The organism is Aquisalinus flavus (assembly GCF_014640095.1).
GTDB lineage: Bacteria > Pseudomonadota > Alphaproteobacteria > Caulobacterales > Parvularculaceae > Aquisalinus > Aquisalinus flavus.
Genome location: NZ_BMGH01000001.1, coordinates 656058 through 672515, shown reverse-complemented (window position 1 = coordinate 672515; position 16458 = coordinate 656058). Strand labels below are relative to the sequence as shown.

General features: G+C 62.9%; 13 protein-coding genes. All 13 read right to left on the bottom strand.

Annotated elements, in window-relative coordinates; translation table 11 throughout:
* Nucleotide 1 precedes the first annotated feature (1 nt).
* A complete protein-coding gene (locus tag IEV88_RS03130; protein ID WP_188159822.1) occupies nt 2-607 on the bottom strand; it encodes a 3'-5' exonuclease in 606 nt (201 codons plus the stop codon).
* Between the two features lie 27 nt (nt 608-634).
* Nucleotides 635-2734, bottom strand: a complete 2100-nt coding sequence (gene ligA / locus IEV88_RS03125; protein ID WP_188159821.1) for an NAD-dependent DNA ligase LigA — start codon at nt 2732-2734, stop codon at nt 635-637.
* A gap of 3 nt (nt 2735-2737) precedes the next feature.
* Nucleotides 2738-4453: a DNA repair protein RecN gene (gene recN / locus IEV88_RS03120; protein ID WP_188159820.1), complete on the bottom strand. Its 1716-nt coding sequence runs from the start codon at nt 4451-4453 to the stop codon at nt 2738-2740.
* A gap of 72 nt (nt 4454-4525) precedes the next feature.
* The gene (locus IEV88_RS03115) at nt 4526-5347 is read right to left on the bottom strand and encodes an outer membrane protein assembly factor BamD (RefSeq protein ID WP_229731396.1); all 822 of its coding nucleotides are present in this window, start codon (nt 5345-5347) and stop codon (nt 4526-4528) included.
* 145 nt (nt 5348-5492) lie between these two features.
* Entirely contained in the window at nt 5493-6443 is a 951-nt protein-coding gene (gene lpxC, locus IEV88_RS03110; protein ID WP_268235737.1) for a UDP-3-O-acyl-N-acetylglucosamine deacetylase, read from the bottom strand.
* Nucleotides 6444-6749: 306 nt separating this feature from the next.
* The gene (gene ftsZ, locus IEV88_RS03105; RefSeq protein WP_188159818.1) at nt 6750-8327 is read right to left on the bottom strand and encodes a cell division protein FtsZ; all 1578 of its coding nucleotides are present in this window, start codon (nt 8325-8327) and stop codon (nt 6750-6752) included.
* A 168-nt stretch (nt 8328-8495) separates the two neighbouring features.
* On the bottom strand, nt 8496-9686 hold the full coding sequence (locus IEV88_RS03100) for a zinc-dependent alcohol dehydrogenase (protein WP_188159817.1): 1191 nt from the start codon (nt 9684-9686) through the stop codon (nt 8496-8498).
* 95 nt (nt 9687-9781) lie between these two features.
* Nucleotides 9782-11104: a cell division protein FtsA gene (gene ftsA / locus IEV88_RS03095; protein ID WP_188159816.1), complete on the bottom strand. Its 1323-nt coding sequence runs from the start codon at nt 11102-11104 to the stop codon at nt 9782-9784.
* Between the two features lie 20 nt (nt 11105-11124).
* Nucleotides 11125-11997, bottom strand: a complete 873-nt coding sequence (locus IEV88_RS03090) for a cell division protein FtsQ/DivIB (RefSeq protein ID WP_188159815.1) — start codon at nt 11995-11997, stop codon at nt 11125-11127.
* Nucleotides 11985-12917, bottom strand: coding sequence for a D-alanine--D-alanine ligase (locus tag IEV88_RS03085; protein WP_188159814.1), 933 nt, complete (start codon nt 12915-12917; stop codon nt 11985-11987). Before IEV88_RS03085 ends, IEV88_RS03090 begins: the two co-directional genes overlap by 13 nt.
* A complete protein-coding gene (gene murB, locus IEV88_RS03080; RefSeq protein WP_188159813.1) occupies nt 12914-13810 on the bottom strand; it encodes a UDP-N-acetylmuramate dehydrogenase in 897 nt (298 codons plus the stop codon). The genes IEV88_RS03085 and murB overlap by 4 nt, the downstream gene beginning before the upstream one ends.
* Nucleotides 13810-15216, bottom strand: coding sequence for a UDP-N-acetylmuramate--L-alanine ligase (murC, locus tag IEV88_RS03075; RefSeq protein WP_188160526.1), 1407 nt, complete (start codon nt 15214-15216; stop codon nt 13810-13812). The genes murB and murC overlap by 1 nt, the downstream gene beginning before the upstream one ends.
* Nucleotides 15217-15287: 71 nt before the next feature.
* Nucleotides 15288-16391, bottom strand: a complete 1104-nt coding sequence (murG, locus tag IEV88_RS03070; protein WP_188159812.1) for an undecaprenyldiphospho-muramoylpentapeptide beta-N-acetylglucosaminyltransferase — start codon at nt 16389-16391, stop codon at nt 15288-15290.
* Nucleotides 16392-16458 lie beyond the last annotated feature (67 nt).

The following is a 16458-nucleotide window of genomic DNA, read 5'->3' as shown; positions in this document are numbered from 1 at the left end:
TTCAAACCGACCTTACCGGGCGCTTCAGGCGGGGCGCCCGGCAGGGCTCATAGCCACCCTCGAACAGCCGCCCGAGCCTGATCGGCGTATGCTTCGGGATATCATTGAGATCGAAACAGTCCCACACCTCGCCTGCCGCCACGGCGATATGGGCGCAGGCGCGGGCATCGTCATGGGCGTCGTGATGCTTCAGCGCGATGCCCAGGAACTCCGAGACGACATTGAGCTTGTGCGAATAGAGCTCCGGCCAGGTGTGGCGCGACAGGTTGACCGTGCACAGATAATCGCAAACCGGCGCCGGAATGCCATAGTCGGCGCAGACATGGCGGATGACGCTCATGTCGAAGGAGGCGTTGTGGGCAAGCACCAGCCCGCCATGGAGGTCGTCCATGAATTCCGCCATGACGTCGGGAAATTCCGGCGCAGTGCGGACATCGTCCCAGGTGATGCCATGCAGCCAGCTGTTTGTGAAGCGCGGTGACGCCGGGCGGATGAACCGGGCTTCCGTGCGCGTGACCGCACCGTCCTCGATCCAGGCAAGCCCGATGGCGCAGGCGCTGCTGCGCTGCTCGTTCGCTGTCTCGAAGTCGATCGCGACGATTGCCATGCTTGTCCTGCCCTTCTTGTTGAATGCCTAGCCGCCGATCAGCGACAGCCATTCCTCTTCTGTCATTGTACGGACTTTCAGCTCCTCGGCCTTTTTCAGCTTGGAGCCGGCCCCCGGCCCGGCGACGAGAATGTCGGTCTTGGCAGAGACCGAGCCCGCCACCTTGGCGCCCAGCGATGTCGCCCGGGCCTTGGCCTCGTCGCGGGTCATCCGTTCCAGCTTGCCGGTGAACACGACCGTCTTTCCGGCCACGGGCGAGTCCGATGACGGCGCTGCCGCCTCGGTCGTCGTGACATGCTCCAGCAACCGGTCGAGCGCATCGATATTGTGCTGTTCCCGGAAGAAGTCGCTGACCGCATCGGTGACCGTCTCGCCGATACCATCGATCGCGAGAAATTCCTGCCGCGCCTCGTCATCGCCCGCCGCTGCTTTCTCAGCAAGCGCGCGGAACCTGTCAAAGGTCAGGAAGGTGCGCGCGAACAGTCCCGCCGTGGTGCCGCCGACATGGCGGATGCCTAGGGCGAAGATGAAGCGGTCGAGATCCGCCGTGCGGCGCTGGTCGATGCCCGCATAGAGATTGCGCAGGCTCGTTTCTCCGTAGCCTTCCTTTTTCAGCAGCGCGTCGCGATGCCGGGCAAGCGTGAAAATATCCGCCGGCTCCCTGATGAGACCATCATGATAGAACGCTTCGACCTGCTTCGCCCCCAGACCGTCAATATCGAGCGCGGCGCGGGAGACGAAATGCTTCAGCCTCTCGACCGCCTGGGCCGGGCAGATCAGCCCGCCGGTGCAGCGGCGCACGACATCGGCACGGCCTTTGTCGTCGGTCTCGCGCACGGCATCGCTGCCGCAGGCTGGGCAGACGGTCGGGTACTGATATTGCTTCGAATCCTTCGGCCTCCTCTCCATGACCACTTTGACGACCTGCGGGATGACGTCGCCGGCGCGCTGGATGACGACCGTGTCGCCTTCGCGGATATCCTTGCGCTCGATCTCGTCTTCATTGTGCAGCGTCGCGTTGGAGACGACGACGCCGCCGACCGTGACCGGTTCAAGCTTGGCAACCGGCGTCAGTGCACCCGTGCGCCCGACCTGGATATCGATCTCGCGCAGCACGGTCGTTGCCTGTTCGGCGGGGAATTTATGCGCAATTGCCCAGCGCGGGGCGCGGGAGACGAAGCCGAGACGCTCCTGCCAGTCCAAGCGGTTGACCTTGTAGACGACGCCGTCGATGTCATAGGGCAATTCCGCCCGCGCCGTTTCGATGGCGCGGTAATGGTCCAGCATTTCCTCGACCGAGGTACAAAGCTTCGTCTGCGGATTGGTGGCAAAGCCCCATTTCCCGAAGCGCTCGATCGCTTGCATCTGGGTCCGGGCGATCGCCTCGCTGACTTCACCCCATGAATAGGCAAAGAAACGCAAGGGGCGCGAGCGGGTGACCTCGGGATCGAGCTGGCGCAGGGAGCCGGCGGCGGCGTTGCGTGGATTGGCAAAAATCTGGCCTTGCCTTTCAGCCTGCCGCTCGTTCAGGGCGGCAAAGTCGGCCCTGGCCATATAGACTTCGCCGCGCACCTCCAGCACCAGCGGCGCGCCCGTGATCCCGTGCGGAATATCGCCGTCGATAGTGGCCAGGTTGCGGGTGATGTCCTCCCCTTCCCGGCCATCGCCGCGAGTCGCACCGAGCACGAACTTTCCGTCCTCATAGCGCAGCGTCGCCGAGAGACCGTCGATCTTGGGTTCGGCGATGTATTCTACGGTCTCGCCCTCATCGAGACCGAGAAAGCGCCGGACGCGCTTGTCGAAATCTATGACGTCCTGTTCCTCGAAGGCATTGTCGAGGGATAGCATCGGCACGGCATGGCGGACCTTGGGAAAGCGCGAGGATGGCGCGGCGCCGACCTTGTTTGATGGCGAATCTTCGCTGACGAGGTCGGGAAATCGCTTCTCGATCGTCCGGACACGGCGGCGCAAGCGGTCATAGTCCGCATCGGAAATGGTCGGCGCATCTTCCTGGTAATAGGCCGCGTCGTGCTGCTCGATTTCCTCCACCAGGCGTGCGAGCTCGGCAGTCGCCTCCACGGCGGTCAGGTTCTTGACCGCTTTTTCCGCGTGATCGGGCTCAGACATGGCTTACGCGGCCTTCGCTTTTTTCTTGTCGCGAGTTTGACGGCCGGCCTTCAACAGGCTGGTCGCTGCGGCGCGCGCCTCTGTCGTGACGCTGGCACCGGAGAGCATGCGGGCGATCTCCTCGACACGCTCATCCTCTTCCAGCGCGAAGACTTTCGTCACCATCTTTTTCTTGCCGGACTTGGCGACCATGAAATGACGCCCGGCGCGGGCGGCAACCTGTGGCGAGTGGGTAACGACCATGACCTGTGCGTCGGCGGCGAGCTTCGACAGGCGCTCGCCGACGGCATCGGCGACTGCGCCGCCAATACCGGCATCGACCTCGTCAAAAATGATCACGGTACGGTTTTCCTGCGCCATCAGCGCGGCCTTCAGCGCCAGCACGAAGCGCGAAAGCTCGCCGCCGGACGCGATCTGCTTCAGCGGGCCCATGGGCGCACCGGGATTGGTGGAGATCATGAACTGGACCCGGTCAATACCATGCACGCCGGGCATTTCTTCGTCCGTCGTCACCAGTGCCTGGAAGGTGGCACGACCGAGCTTCAACGGCTCGAGTTCCCCGGCGACCGCCTTGTCGAGCTTTTTCGCCGTCTTGTGGCGGATCTCGGACAGTTTGCGGGCCTGTGCCATGAACTCCGACTTCGCGACGCTGGCGGTCTTCTGCAAGGTGGCGAAATCGGCTTCACCTTCCTCGATCATGGCGAGCGAATGACGTACATCGTCAAGCAGCGAATCGAGCCTGTCGGGTGTCGTATTGTGCTTGCGGGCGGCAGCGCGCAGGGCGAACAGGCGCTCTTCGGTCTGGTCCAGCTCGTCCTGATCGAACTCGAATTCGGCGACCGCCTCGCTGACGGCGCTGCGGGCTTCCTGCAATTCGGTCAGCACGGTGTCGATACGCTCGGCCACCGCCTGAAGGTTGGCCGTGGCCGAACCTTCGAGTCGTTCCAGCGTCCGCTCTACCCGTCCGAGTACGGAGGAAAGACGGTCTTCAAGGCTCGTCTCGTTCAGCAGGCCGACGGCTTCGGACAGATCGCCCGCGATTTTCTCCGCGTTCATCAGCATAATGCGGCGATTGGCGAGAAATGCCTCCTCGCCGGGCTTGGGCGCAAGCTTTTCCAGCTCGTCGGCAACATGGCGCAAATAATCGGCCTCACGGAATGCACGGGCCTTGTCTTCCTCGTGCTCGGCGAGCTTTTCCTCGGCCTCTTTCCAGATGCGCCACGCAATGGCGACGCTGTCAGCCTGTCTCGTCAGGCCACCGAATTCATCCAGCAGGCCCCGATGGGCCCCGGCATGGAGAAAGCCCTGACCGGCATGCTGGCCATGAACCTCGATCAGACTCTCACCGACCTGGCGCAGCAGCGTGACGGATACGGGCTGGTCGTTGATGAAGGCGCGGGCGCGGCCATCGGCATCCTGAACCCGGCGCAGGATGACATGGCCGCCCTGTTCGTCCTCATGGGCGATGCCATTGTCGGCGAGCAGGTGCCAGACCTCGTGATCGTTGGGAACATCGAAAGTCGCCGAAACAACGCCCTGCCGGGCGCCCTGGCGAACGAGCCCCTTTTCTGCCCGGCCGCCGGTGGCAAGACCGAGGCTGTCGAGCATGATGGACTTGCCGGCGCCGGTTTCACCGGTCAGGGCCGTCAGCCCGGTATCGAGAGAAAGGCTCAGCCGTTCGATGAGAACGATGTCCTGAATGAATAACTCTGTCAGCATAGCGGGCAAATTATCCCAATCCGTGCTGCAGGTATAGACGGTCCTGCGTCAGAATTCGCCGCCGCAGTCTGCCTACTGAGCGGCCTCGGCCGTGCGCTGGACCTGATCCGTCATTTCCAGATCATAGCGCTGGAACAGGCGATACGTATCCTCATACCAATCGCTGCCCGGGTAGTTATAGCCGAGAATGGCGGCATGGCGGCGGGCTTCCGGGACGATACCCATTTCGAGATAGGCCTCGACCATCCGGTGCAGCGCTTCCGGCGCGTGGCTGGTCGTCTGGTATTGTTCCAGCACCTTGTTGAAGCGGTTGATCGCCGCGACGTGCTGGTTGCGTTGAAGATACCAGCGGCCGATATCCATCTCCTTGCCGGCGATGTGATCATAGGTCAGGTCAAGCTTGAGGCGGGCATCGCGCGCATACTCCGTTTCCGGATAGCGGCGCACCACTTCCTGCAGGCTATCGAGCGCCTGGCGGGTGATCGACTGGTCCCGGCCGACGTCGCGAATGCGTTCGTAATAGCTCATCGCCTTGAGATAATAGGCGTAAGGCGCGTCCTTGTTGCCGGGATGGATGGAGATGAACCGGTCGAGATCGTCGATCGCGGCCTGATAATCATTGGTCTCATACTTGATATAGGCTGACATCAACATCGCGCGGCGGGCCCAGGAGGAATACGGGTGCTGGCGCTCGACCTCGTCGAAATAGGCAATCGCCTCTTCGTAGCGCTTGCGGTTCATCGCATTGGTCGCTTCTTCGTAAAGCTGTTCGACCGGGCGTTCGACATAGGCGAACTTGTCGTCCTTGTCGTTACTGCCACAAGCCGAAACACCCAGCGCCAGCGCCAAGAGAGCAGCCATCGTGCCTGTGCGGAAAACGGACCGGTTCATCATATTCAACTCCTGCCCCTGCATTCCCGGGCGTTCTTAACCCTTCTTTTATGGGCAAACGGCAGCCGGGTCAAACAATGCTGACGTCCGGGCTGTGCCGTAGTCACTTAAAATTTGGAGAGATGCGACGGCCCGAAGCGCAGGCCTATCAGGCCTCTGCCAACATGCTTTCGTTGGCCGGTTCGGGCAGGGAAACCACGGCGAAGGCCTGCGGGTTGCGAACAATGGCGCGGGCAAGCTGGGTATTCAGGTCGTGGCCGGGTTTGTAGGCCGAGATGCGGCCGATCAGCGGGCAGCCGATCAGATACAGGTCGCCGATCAGGTCGAGCGCCTTGTGATAAACGAATTCGTCGTCAAAGCGCAGGCCGCCTTCGTTCTCGACCTTGCCGTCATTGACGACGATGGCGTTGTCATAGGAGCCGCCGAGGGCAAGACCGCGGGCGCGCATGGCCTCGACATCCTTCAGGTGACAGAAGGTGCGAGCGGCGGCGACATCGTCACGGAACGTTGCCGGATCGGCAATGAACCTGGCCCGCTGACGGCCAATGGCCGGATCGGCATAGTCGACCAGGATATCGATTTCGCAGCTATCGTCGCCCGGCGACTTGTTCGGCACGATCATCGCCCAGCGGTCGCCATCCTCGACAGTGACACGCTCGATGATGCGCAGGGCACGGCGCGGCTTCGACAGCTGACGCAGGCCCGTCTGATCGATCAGGCGCAGGAACGGTTCGGACGAGCCATCCATGATCGGAATTTCCGGGCCTTCGACCTCGACAAACACATTGTCGAGACCAACGCCGGCAAAAGCCGCCATCAGATGCTCTGTCGTGGAAATGGAAACGCCATGGACGTTGGCAAGCGTCGTACCCAACTGGGTCTCGCGCACCGCATCCGGGTGCGCCTTGATCGAAATCTGGATCAGCGAAGACGACTGCGCCGACAGGCTGTCGCAGGTCAACAGGTCGATGCGGCGAAAAACGATACCCGTACCGGCGGGGGCCGGCGCCAGACGCATCTTGACCGTGCGGCCCGTATGGAGGCCGATACCCTCGCAGCTGACAGAAGCGAGCAAGGTTGTCTCTCTGATCGAGGACACAGAATGGTCAAGCTGGTCAAACACTTAAACGAACACCCCTCACTATGGGGAAGGTTGATACATTAGATTACCCCTTCCCACGAAGCCAATATGGCCAGTCTGGGTGCAATGCACAAATAAAGGTATGTTTCGTAATCTTACAATGGCACAGCCGCCGGATCGGCGACAGGCTGACACGCGCGCAGGCGCGATCCCGACAGCGTTCGGCACCAGCACAAACCAGTGAAAAGGGCGCCCGGATGCCGGACGCCCTCACACAATACTCTACTTACAGGAGTCCGTATCAGCCGTTCGCGTGCGAGGCAGCTATTCGCTGCCGTTGCGGCGCAGGAATGCCGGGATTTCCAGATCGCTGTCATCATCTTCCTGGAACAGGTCCTTGGCCTCGCGCTCGCGGCGCGGCGGCTGCGCCCGCTCGGATTGAACCGACTTGCGGCTGCGGGGCGGCTGCTCATGCTGGCCACCAAAGGTTTCCTTCAGCAGGTTCAGAGCACCGTGAATTGGACGCTTCGTCTGCTCATGAAACGGATTCGGCCGCTGGCGCGCGGGGCCCTGGCCCGAATGGGCCCTGCCCTCATCCTCGGTCAGCATCTCAATGATGCGCGAGTGGACGTCGCGAACCCGGTTGCCTTCCGGTGTTTTCAGGATGTCTTTCGGCTCGGTGCGGGCGGCGGGGCGCTGGATCGGTGCCGATGGCTTGCGCAATTGCGGCGCCTGAACGGCAGCCCGCGGCGCAGGGTCGGTTTCCCCGGCGGATGCGCTGGCGAACAGGCTATCGTCTTCATCGTCCGAGATCTCGACCGCGGCTTCAGCGGCAGGTTTCGCAGGAGCAATATTACCGAGCCACGGCTTTGCTTCCGCCCTTGCATTCTGGGCAGCGGCTTCCTGGGCCTTCGCCTCCTCGGCCTTCTGCCGTTCCGCGGCGTCAATGCCGGTCGCGACGACGGACACGCGCATCTTGCCTTCCAACTCGGACGAGAAGGTCGAGCCGACGATGATATTGGCGTCAGGATCGACTTCGGAGCGGATGCGGTTGGCGGCTTCGTCGACCTCGAACAGTTTCATGTCGAGACCGCCGGTGATGTTGATGAGAACGCCCTTGGCGCCTTTCATCGACACTTCGTCGAGCAGCGGGTTGGAGATCGCGGCTTCGGCGGCTTCGGCGGCGCGCTTGTCGCCTTCGGCCTCGCCAGTGCCCATCATCGCCTTGCCCATTTCCGACATGACCGTGCGCACATCGGCAAAGTCGAGATTGATCAGGCCCGGAACGATCATCAGATCGGTAATGCCGCGAACGCCGGAATGCAGCACTTCGTCAGCCATGGCGAAAGCGTCGGCGAAGGTCGTATTGTCGTCGGCGACGCGGAACAGGTTCTGATTCGGGATAATCAGCAGCGTGTCGACATGCTTTTGCAGTTCGGCGATCCCTTCCTCCGCGATGCGCATGCGGCGCGCACCTTCGAAGTGGAACGGCTTGGTGACGACACCGACGGTAAGAATGCCCTGTTCACGCGCGGCCTTGGCGATGACCGGTGCGGCGCCGGTGCCGGTGCCGCCGCCCATGCCGGCGGTGATGAACAGCATGTTGGCGCCGTTGATCAGCTCCATGACATCGGCGAGGCTTTCCTCTGCGGCAGCCTTGCCGATCTGCGGCTGGGAGCCGGCCCCGAGGCCCTTGGTCACGCCCGTGCCCAGCTGGATCTTGTGCTCGGCGAGCGCGAGGCCCACGGCCTGCGCATCGGTATTGGCAACGACGAATTCCACGCCCTCAAGCTGGCTCTCGATCATGTTGTTGACCGCGTTGCCTCCGGCACCGCCGACGCCGATCACGCAGATGCGCGGTTTCAGCTCGGTCACTGTCGGTACACTGAGATTCAATGGCATTACAAAAGCTCCGATTGCCTGGCTAGACATGTTGGTTAAAGAATCGGTGATATCTCTTACCAAAGAGTTAACAGCGCGTTTACCAATAAGAAAACTTATGCAGATTCGCGGGCAGGTTGCTGCCCGCAAAACTGTAAACGGAGCAAATTAAGGGGGTGGACTTTTGCGTCAAACCTCCAACTCGACCTTGACCCAGCCGGACTTGCGCTGGTCGAACTGTTCGTAGGCCGTGATCGCGTCGACCATCTCCTCGTCCTGCGTGATGATCTTCGCCGGATCGACATTGCCGCGCTCGACCATTTCGATCAGGTGCGGAATGTAGCTGCGATGATTGCAATTGCCCATGTTGATCGACAGGCTCTTGTTCATCGCCTGACCGATGGGAAAGAAATTGTCGTTCGGCGGATAGACGCCGATGATCGACAGAGTGCCGGCCTTGGCCAGCGCAGCGACTGCCCATTTGGTCGCCATCATCGGCCCGTCGCCCGGTTTCCACAGCGTGCCGTCCTGACCGGATTCCTCGACGATCTGCGCGACCATGTCATCCTGCGGGTCCTGTTTGGCGGGGCCGGACTTGGGCACCTCGGCATCGACGCCGACGGCATCGATGGCGCGGTCGACGCCGATGCCGTTGGTCAACTCCACAATGGCCTCGACCGGGTCTTCCGTGTTGAAGTTGACCGTCTCGGCACCGTGAAAACGGGCGCGCTCCAGCCGGTCCTCGTGACCATCGACCGCGATGACGCGGGCGGCGCCAAGCTGATAGGCGCTGATGACGGCGAACTGGCCGACCGGACCGCAGCCGAACACGGCGACCGTGTCGCCCTGGCTGATCTCGGCCATGTCTGCGCCGAAATAGCCGGTTGGATAGATGTCCGACAACATGATCGCCTGATCGTCGGTCACGGACGATGGCAGGCGCACCAGCGATGTGTTGGCATAGGGAATGCGGGCGTATTCGGCCTGCAGGCCATCGAACCCGCCGGCTGCTTCCGGTCCGCCGTAAAACGCCGTGCCGGCACGCTTGCCATTGGGATTGGCCTCGTCGCACTGGCCGGTATAGCCGGAGCGGCAATAGGAACAGCCGCCGCAGGAGACGGTGGAGGGGATGACGACGCGGTCGCCCGGTTTGAAATTGCGCACGCCCTTGCCGACTTCCTCAATGATACCGATCGCCTCGTGGCCGAGGATCTGGCCTTCCTTCAGCCCGCCCATCGTGCCGCGCACGAAGTGAAGATCGGTGCCGCAAATGGCGCTGTTGGTGATGCGCACGATGGCATCGCGGCTATCGGAAATCTCGGGATCGGAAACGGTATCGAGGCGGATATCGCCGACACCGTGAAAGACGACGGCTTTCATGGCACTGCTCCTCTGGCTGTTGGCGTTTCATCACGCTAACGGGCCAGTGGCGGAGGGGTTCCCCGGGCAATCGCAATGGCAAGATTAGAAACCTGTCAGAAATTCACGCGCAGCCAGTTTACCGCGCGGCCCATGAGGCCGCCAGGCAGTGTCGGTACTTCCGTCTCGTGACCATCGAGATGGCCGGTCATCAGCGGCGACTTGGGCGCTGTGCGCGTGTCGGGCTGAGTCGCGAGATGGCCGACCATGCCCGAGCAGACAGCAAACGCACAACCGCTTGCCGCCTCCGGCGCGCCATAATGGTTGATCGCCCGGCCGGTGCGGACGCGGACCTTGAACAGGGTCTCCATCATCTCTGCCGCACCATTGAGCTGGCTGCCACCGCCGGTCAGCACTGTGCGATGAATGCGGCCCATGTCGATGCCCGCCTTGCCGATGCGCTCGAAAACCAGCTTCAGCGTCTCTTCCAGGCGCGGGCCAATGATACCGGCAAGTTCCGTAACCGGAATATTCGGATCACGCGCGCCTGCATCCTGCGGTAGGTCGATGAGACGGCCCTCGTCTCCAGGCACGCACCAGGCCGTGCCGTGAACGGTCTTCAGACGCTCGGCCGCATCGCGGGAAATGCCAAGGCCGAGCGCGATGTCGCGGGTGATGTGATCGCTGCCAACGGGCACGGCACCGGCAAAGACGAGCGCCCCGTCGCGGAAGATCGAAAAGCCGGTCAGGTTCGCGCCCATGTCGAGGCACAGCACACCCATGTCGAGCTCTTCCTCGTGCAGCACGGCGAGCGCCGAGGCATAGGGAGCGGCGATGAAGCTCGCGGCTTTCAGGTTGCAGCGGTCGAGGCAGGCCTTCACGGCCTTGATCGCCGTCGCCGATGCAGACAGCGAGACCATTTCCACTGACAGGTTTTCGCATTCGATGCCGCGCGGGTCGCGCACGCCGCCGACGCCATCGATGGTAAAGCGCGACGGCCAGATATGCAGCGGGACCATCGCGCTGGCCGCAGCAAGGCGCGCGCCTTCCCTGAAGCAGGCGTCGATATCTTCCTGCGCGACGCCGACACCGTCGAGGTCGAGATCGACGGCGACGCGGCGGCAGGCGATGTGACGTGAGCAGATGGCGATGTGATAGGCCTCGAGCCGTTCGCCGGCCATACGCTCGGCCTTGTCGACGGCGGCGCGGATGGCGCTGTCGGCGGCAAGCTCGACGAGGCCGCCCTCACCGACCCCGGCGGCCGCCTGGTGGCCGACGCCGATGACTTCCATCTCCGGGCCATCGACCGAGCCGAGACCCTTGCGGATGATGAAGCAGGACACTTTGGACGTGCCGATATCGATGACACCGGTAATACCATTGTCGAGGTTGAGACCGGAAAAGGCTTTCGCCCGCGATGTGTTCAGGGTGCGCAACATGGGGAGGGTCCGTGTCCTGTCTAGCTTGCGTTCTTGGGCACGTAATAGACGGCGTTGGGCAGGCGCAGATCGAGCTTTTGCATCGTATCAGACAGCTTGCCTTCGGATTCGAGCACGCTGATCTTCTCGATCGCCGCCGCGTAATTGTCTTCCGGCAGCATCACGACGAAGCCATTGCGGAAGCCGAGGTCCCATCGCCGGTCGCCGCGATGGCGCAGTGTCGCAATGCGCGCGGCCAGCTGCGGATGGGAGCCAAGCACGGCAAGAATCTCATTCGCCCTCGACGGGTCGGTGGTGTCGGTGATCAGGGGCAGACCCGTGTACTGATGACCGCCGACCTGAGTGATGACGACACCGTCCCGGTCGATTAGGTGTAACAGCCCCTCGCCTTCCCACAGGGCGGCGGGGATGCGCTCGGAAATCGAAACATGAATAGTGTTCGGATAGAGCCGGGTAACGGCAGCATCGCGCACCCAGCCCAGGCCTTCTACCTTGGCACGGGCGCGGGCTGGCGAGAAATGCACGATCGACTGGTTGAGGATCGCGCCCTCTGAATCGTTCAGCAAAGCATCCATGACCTCATAGTCGGCAGTCTGGGTCGCGCCGGCCCAGGTGATCTTGGTCACCTTGAGCCCGGCAGCGACGGTCATGTCCTTGGTCAGGTCAACGAGGCGGCCGCCGAAATTAACGAAATAGCCGCCCGCGAACAGCATCAGTGCGACGATGAGAAACAGACCCACGGCAACGACCGCCGTGTAGGTCACGACGACATGCATCAGCCGGCTGAAAAAACCGCTGATCCGTTCGGACAGGCTCGGCGGTGCCGCCTTGCGGCCCCTGCCCGTTCTGCCTTTCCCCGCTTTTGAAGTCTTCTTGCCACTTACCTTCGGCACGACGCATCTCCGATCATCCAGTCCACCATCTCCTCGAACGAAATCCCGAGGGACGCCGCCTGTTCGGGCGCGAGGGAGGTGGGTGTCAGACCGGGCTGAGTATTAAGCTCCAAGATGAACAGACCGTTAATGCCTAATGATTCATTAAACCTGAAATCGGTGCGCGAAAGGCCGCGGCACCCGAGCGTCTGGTGCGCCTTGAGCGCCAAGTCGAGGCAGGCTTGCGTGATTTCGGCAGGCAGGTCGGCGGGAACGATATGGGACGAGCCGCCAGCGGCGTATTTCGCTTCATAGTCGTAAAAATCCGTATGCGCGATAATCTCGGTCACGGCGAGCGAGCGGTCGCCCATGACCGCAACGGTCAGCTCACGCCCCGGTATATAGGGCTCGACCAGAACGCCCTCGGCAAAGGCCGCCGGGTCCTTGATCAGGTCGGTGACCCGGCGGTTGTCGCCCTCGCGGATGATGAAGATATTGACCGAGGAGCCGGACGCATTCGGCTTGACCACGTAAGGCGCCTCGATGTCGAGCCCGGCAAATTCTTCCGGTGACCTGATGAGATAGCCGCCAGGCACCGGCAGACCGGCAGCGGCGAGCGCCTGCTTGGCGCGCTGCTTGTCCATGGCAAGGGCAGAGGCGAGAACGCCGGAATGGGTATAGGGAAGGCCCATGACTTCAAGCAGGCCCTGCACGCAGCCATCCTCGCCCCATTCGCCATGCAGGGCGTTGAAGACGATATCGGGCATTTCGCTCGGGAACAGGTTCAGCAGCTGGTCGGCGAGATTGCGCCGTGCATCGACGGTCTTGACCTTGTGGCCGAGCTTTTCCAGCGCCTTGCAGGCCGCGCGGCCGGATACGAGCGAGACGTCGCGCTCCGGCGACCAGCCACCCATGATGACGGCAATTCTCTTGGCTCTCATGCTCGCTCTCCGATGCGTTTGATTTCCCAATGCAGGTCGACGCCATGCTGCGCCTTCACATCGGCGCGCACGCTTTCGCCGAGATCTTCCAGATCCGCCGCCGTCGCGTTGCCGCGATTGATGAGGAAGTTACAGTGCAGTTCGGAGAACTGCGCGTCACCGACGACGCGCCCGCGCCCGCCGACGCTGTCGATCAGCTGCCAGCTTTTATGACCGTCAGGATTCTTGAAGGTAGAACCACCCGTACGCTCCCTGATCGGCTGGGTCTGCTCGCGCGTTGCCATGATGTCGTCCATGGCGGCGGCGATCTCGTCCGGATCGCCGGGGCGGCCCTCGAAGGTTGCCTCGATGAAGATCATGTCGTCGGGCACGGTCGAATTGCGATAGGTGAAACCCATGCCGTCATTGGCAAAGACGCGCCGGTTGCCCTGCCGGTCGAGCGCGACAGCCTCTACCAGAACGTCCTTTGTCTCGCCGCCATAGGCGCCGGCATTCATGCGCAAGGCGCCGCCGATCGTGCCCGGCACGCCACGATAGAATTCAAGGCCCGCAATGCCAGCGGCGCCTGCCTTCTTCGCGACGATGGCGTCAAGCGCTGCCGCCCCGGCGACGACGCGCATGCCGTTGGTCTCGACGCTGGCGAACGCGCCACCGAGCCGGATCACGACGCCCTTCAGCCCGCCATCGCGCACCAGCAGGTTGGAGCCGACGCCAATGGGCATGACCGGAATATCCGTATCGAGATTTTTCAGGAAGTGGGCGAGGTCATCGGCATCAGCGGGCATGAACATCACCTCAGCCGGGCCGCCGACACGGAACCACGTTACCTTGGCCATGGCCGTGCCGAACATGTAGCGCCCGCGCACTTGCGGCAGGTTCTGTTCCGTCAGCATCACGCCATCCCCAGCGCTTCGAGCCGACCCTGCAGGCTCGCGGCATGCTTGGTCACGTCGCCGGCCCCCAGAAAGACGACGTAATCACCTGCCACGGCCTTGCCCTGAACCAGCGCGGCAAGATCGTCCCAGTTCTCCATGGCGATGACATCGCGATGGCCGCGTCCGGTGATGCCGGCGACCAGCGTGTCGCGGTCAAAGCCCTCGATCGGGCTTTCCCCGGCGGGATAGACGTCGGAGACGATGACCGTGTCAGCCTCGTTCACGCAGGCGCAGAAATCGTTGAACAGGTCGCGCAGGCGGGAATAGCGGTGCGGCTGCAAGACGGCGATGACCTTGCCGTCGCAGACCGTTCGGGCGGCGGCGAGAACGGCGGAAATCTCAACCGGGTGGTGGCCGTAGTCATCGATGATGGTGACGCCATTCCAGGTGCCGGCCAGTGAGAAGCGGCGTTTGACGCCGTTGAAATTGGCAAAGCCCTTCCGGATCGCCTCGTCATTGGCGCCGACCTCGCGCGCAACGATGGCGGCAGCGAGCGCGTTGAGCACATTGTGGCGGCCTGGCATCGGCAGCTGCACATCCTCGATCCGGCTTTCGACGTGGCCGCGCTTGCGGAAGACGATGTCGAAATGCGCCTTTCCTTCCGCGAACGACATATTCTCCGCCCGCACATCGGCCTGCGGGTTCATGCCGTAGGTGATGAGGCGGCGATCGGTGATGCGCCCGACGAGGGCCTGCACTTCCGGATGATCGAGACAGACGACGCCGAATCCGTAGAAGGGTGTGTTCTCGATGAACTGGTCGAAGGCGGCGCGCAGCTTGTCGAAGTCACCATAATGGTCAAGATGTTCGGGGTCGATATTAGTGATGACGCCGACGGTCGTCGGCAGGCGGATGAAGGTGCCGTCGCTCTCATCGGCCTCGACAACCATCCAGTCACCCTCGCCGAGGCGCGCATTGGTGCCATAGGCGTTGATGACGCCGCCATTGATGACGGTCGGGTCGAGACCGGCGGAGTCCAGAAGCGCGGCGATCATCGACGTCGTGGTCGTCTTGCCATGAGTGCCGGCGACGCAGATATTCCATTTCAGGCGCATCAGCTCGGCCAGCATATTGGCCCGGCGCACGACCGGGATGTGGCGGGCGCGGGCGGCGGCGACTTCGGGGTTGGACGGCCTGATCGCGGTCGAGACGACGACCGCGTCGGCGCCGTCGATATTCTCGGGCCTGTGGCCGATCATGACGGTCATCCCCTTTTCGCGCAGTCGCTCGATGTTGGGCGACTCGGCAATATCCGACCCCTGAACCTCGTAGCCCAGATTGTGCATCACCTCGGCCATGCCGCTCATACCGATCCCGCCTATGCCGACGAAATGCACCACCCCCGCAGAAAATGGCAGCCTGATCTTGATCTTGCGGGAGTCACTCATGAAACGGTCTTCTCTATATCTGGTCGTTGGATTGTACAGGATTCCGGCTAGCGGGCGAGCCGGGTGACGATATCGGCGAGGCGCGATACCGCCTGATCCGGCGCGATTGTCGAAGCGGCAGCAGCCATTTGCGCCAGTCGGCCCGGATCGGTCAAGAGCTCGCCCAGCCTGGCCGAAAGCACATTGGCGTCGAATTGCCGCTCGGGGATCATGTCAGCCCCGCCCGCCGCGACGAGAACCGAGGCGTTGCCGGTCTGGTGATCGTCCATGGCGATGCCGAGCGGTACAAGGATCGACGGGCGCCCGACGGTGGCCAGCTCCGTCACCGAGGACGCGCCGGCGCGGGCGATGACGAGATGGGCCGCCGTCAGGCGCGCAGGGATATCCTTGAAGAACGGTGCGAGGTCCGCCTCGATGCCTGCGCCCTGATAGGTGGCGGCGACCTGGTCCTTTTCCTCGTCGCGCACCTGCTGGGTGACGCTGATGCGCTGGCGCAACTCCGCCGGCAGGGCGGCGAGCGCATCCGGCACGATGCGGGAGAACAGGCTCGCGCCCTGGCTGCCGCCGAACACGAGAAGGTTCAGCCTGTCCGAAGCATCGGGATAGGGACTGCCGGCGACGGCGCGGATCGCATCGCGCACCGGATTGCCGGTCTCGATCACTTCGCCCCTCACCCGGGCGGGCAGACGCTCCAGCATCGGGAAGGCGTGGGCAACAAACCTCGCCTGCGGCGCGACCAGGCGGTTGACCCGGCCGATGACGGCGTTCTGCTCATGCACCCCGTAAGGCACCTTCATGATCCTCGCCCCGGCCATGGCGGGCGCGGATGGATAACCGCCAAAGCCGACAGCGATACTCGGCTTGTGCCTGCGATAGGCCTGAAGCGCGGTGATGATACCACCGGTCATGGCAAACGCCGCACCCACCTTGGCCCGGGCGCCCGGAACATTCGGATTGGCCGCCTGCAGGGTCACGATCTCGTCTGCGGGAAACGAGTCGCCGAAGCGCATGCCGCGGTCGTCCGTGAACAGAAGGACGCGCCAGCCGCGGCGTTTCATCTCCTCTGCCAGCGCCTCGGCCGGGAACATGTGTCCGCCGGTGCCGCCCGCCGCCAGGGCGATCAGCGCCCGCCTGCCCTCGATATCGACCATTCCTGCCTCCAATACGCCCAATCAACCGGCGCCAGAATACCCCGTTAAAGGGCAGTTTCTTGGCAGC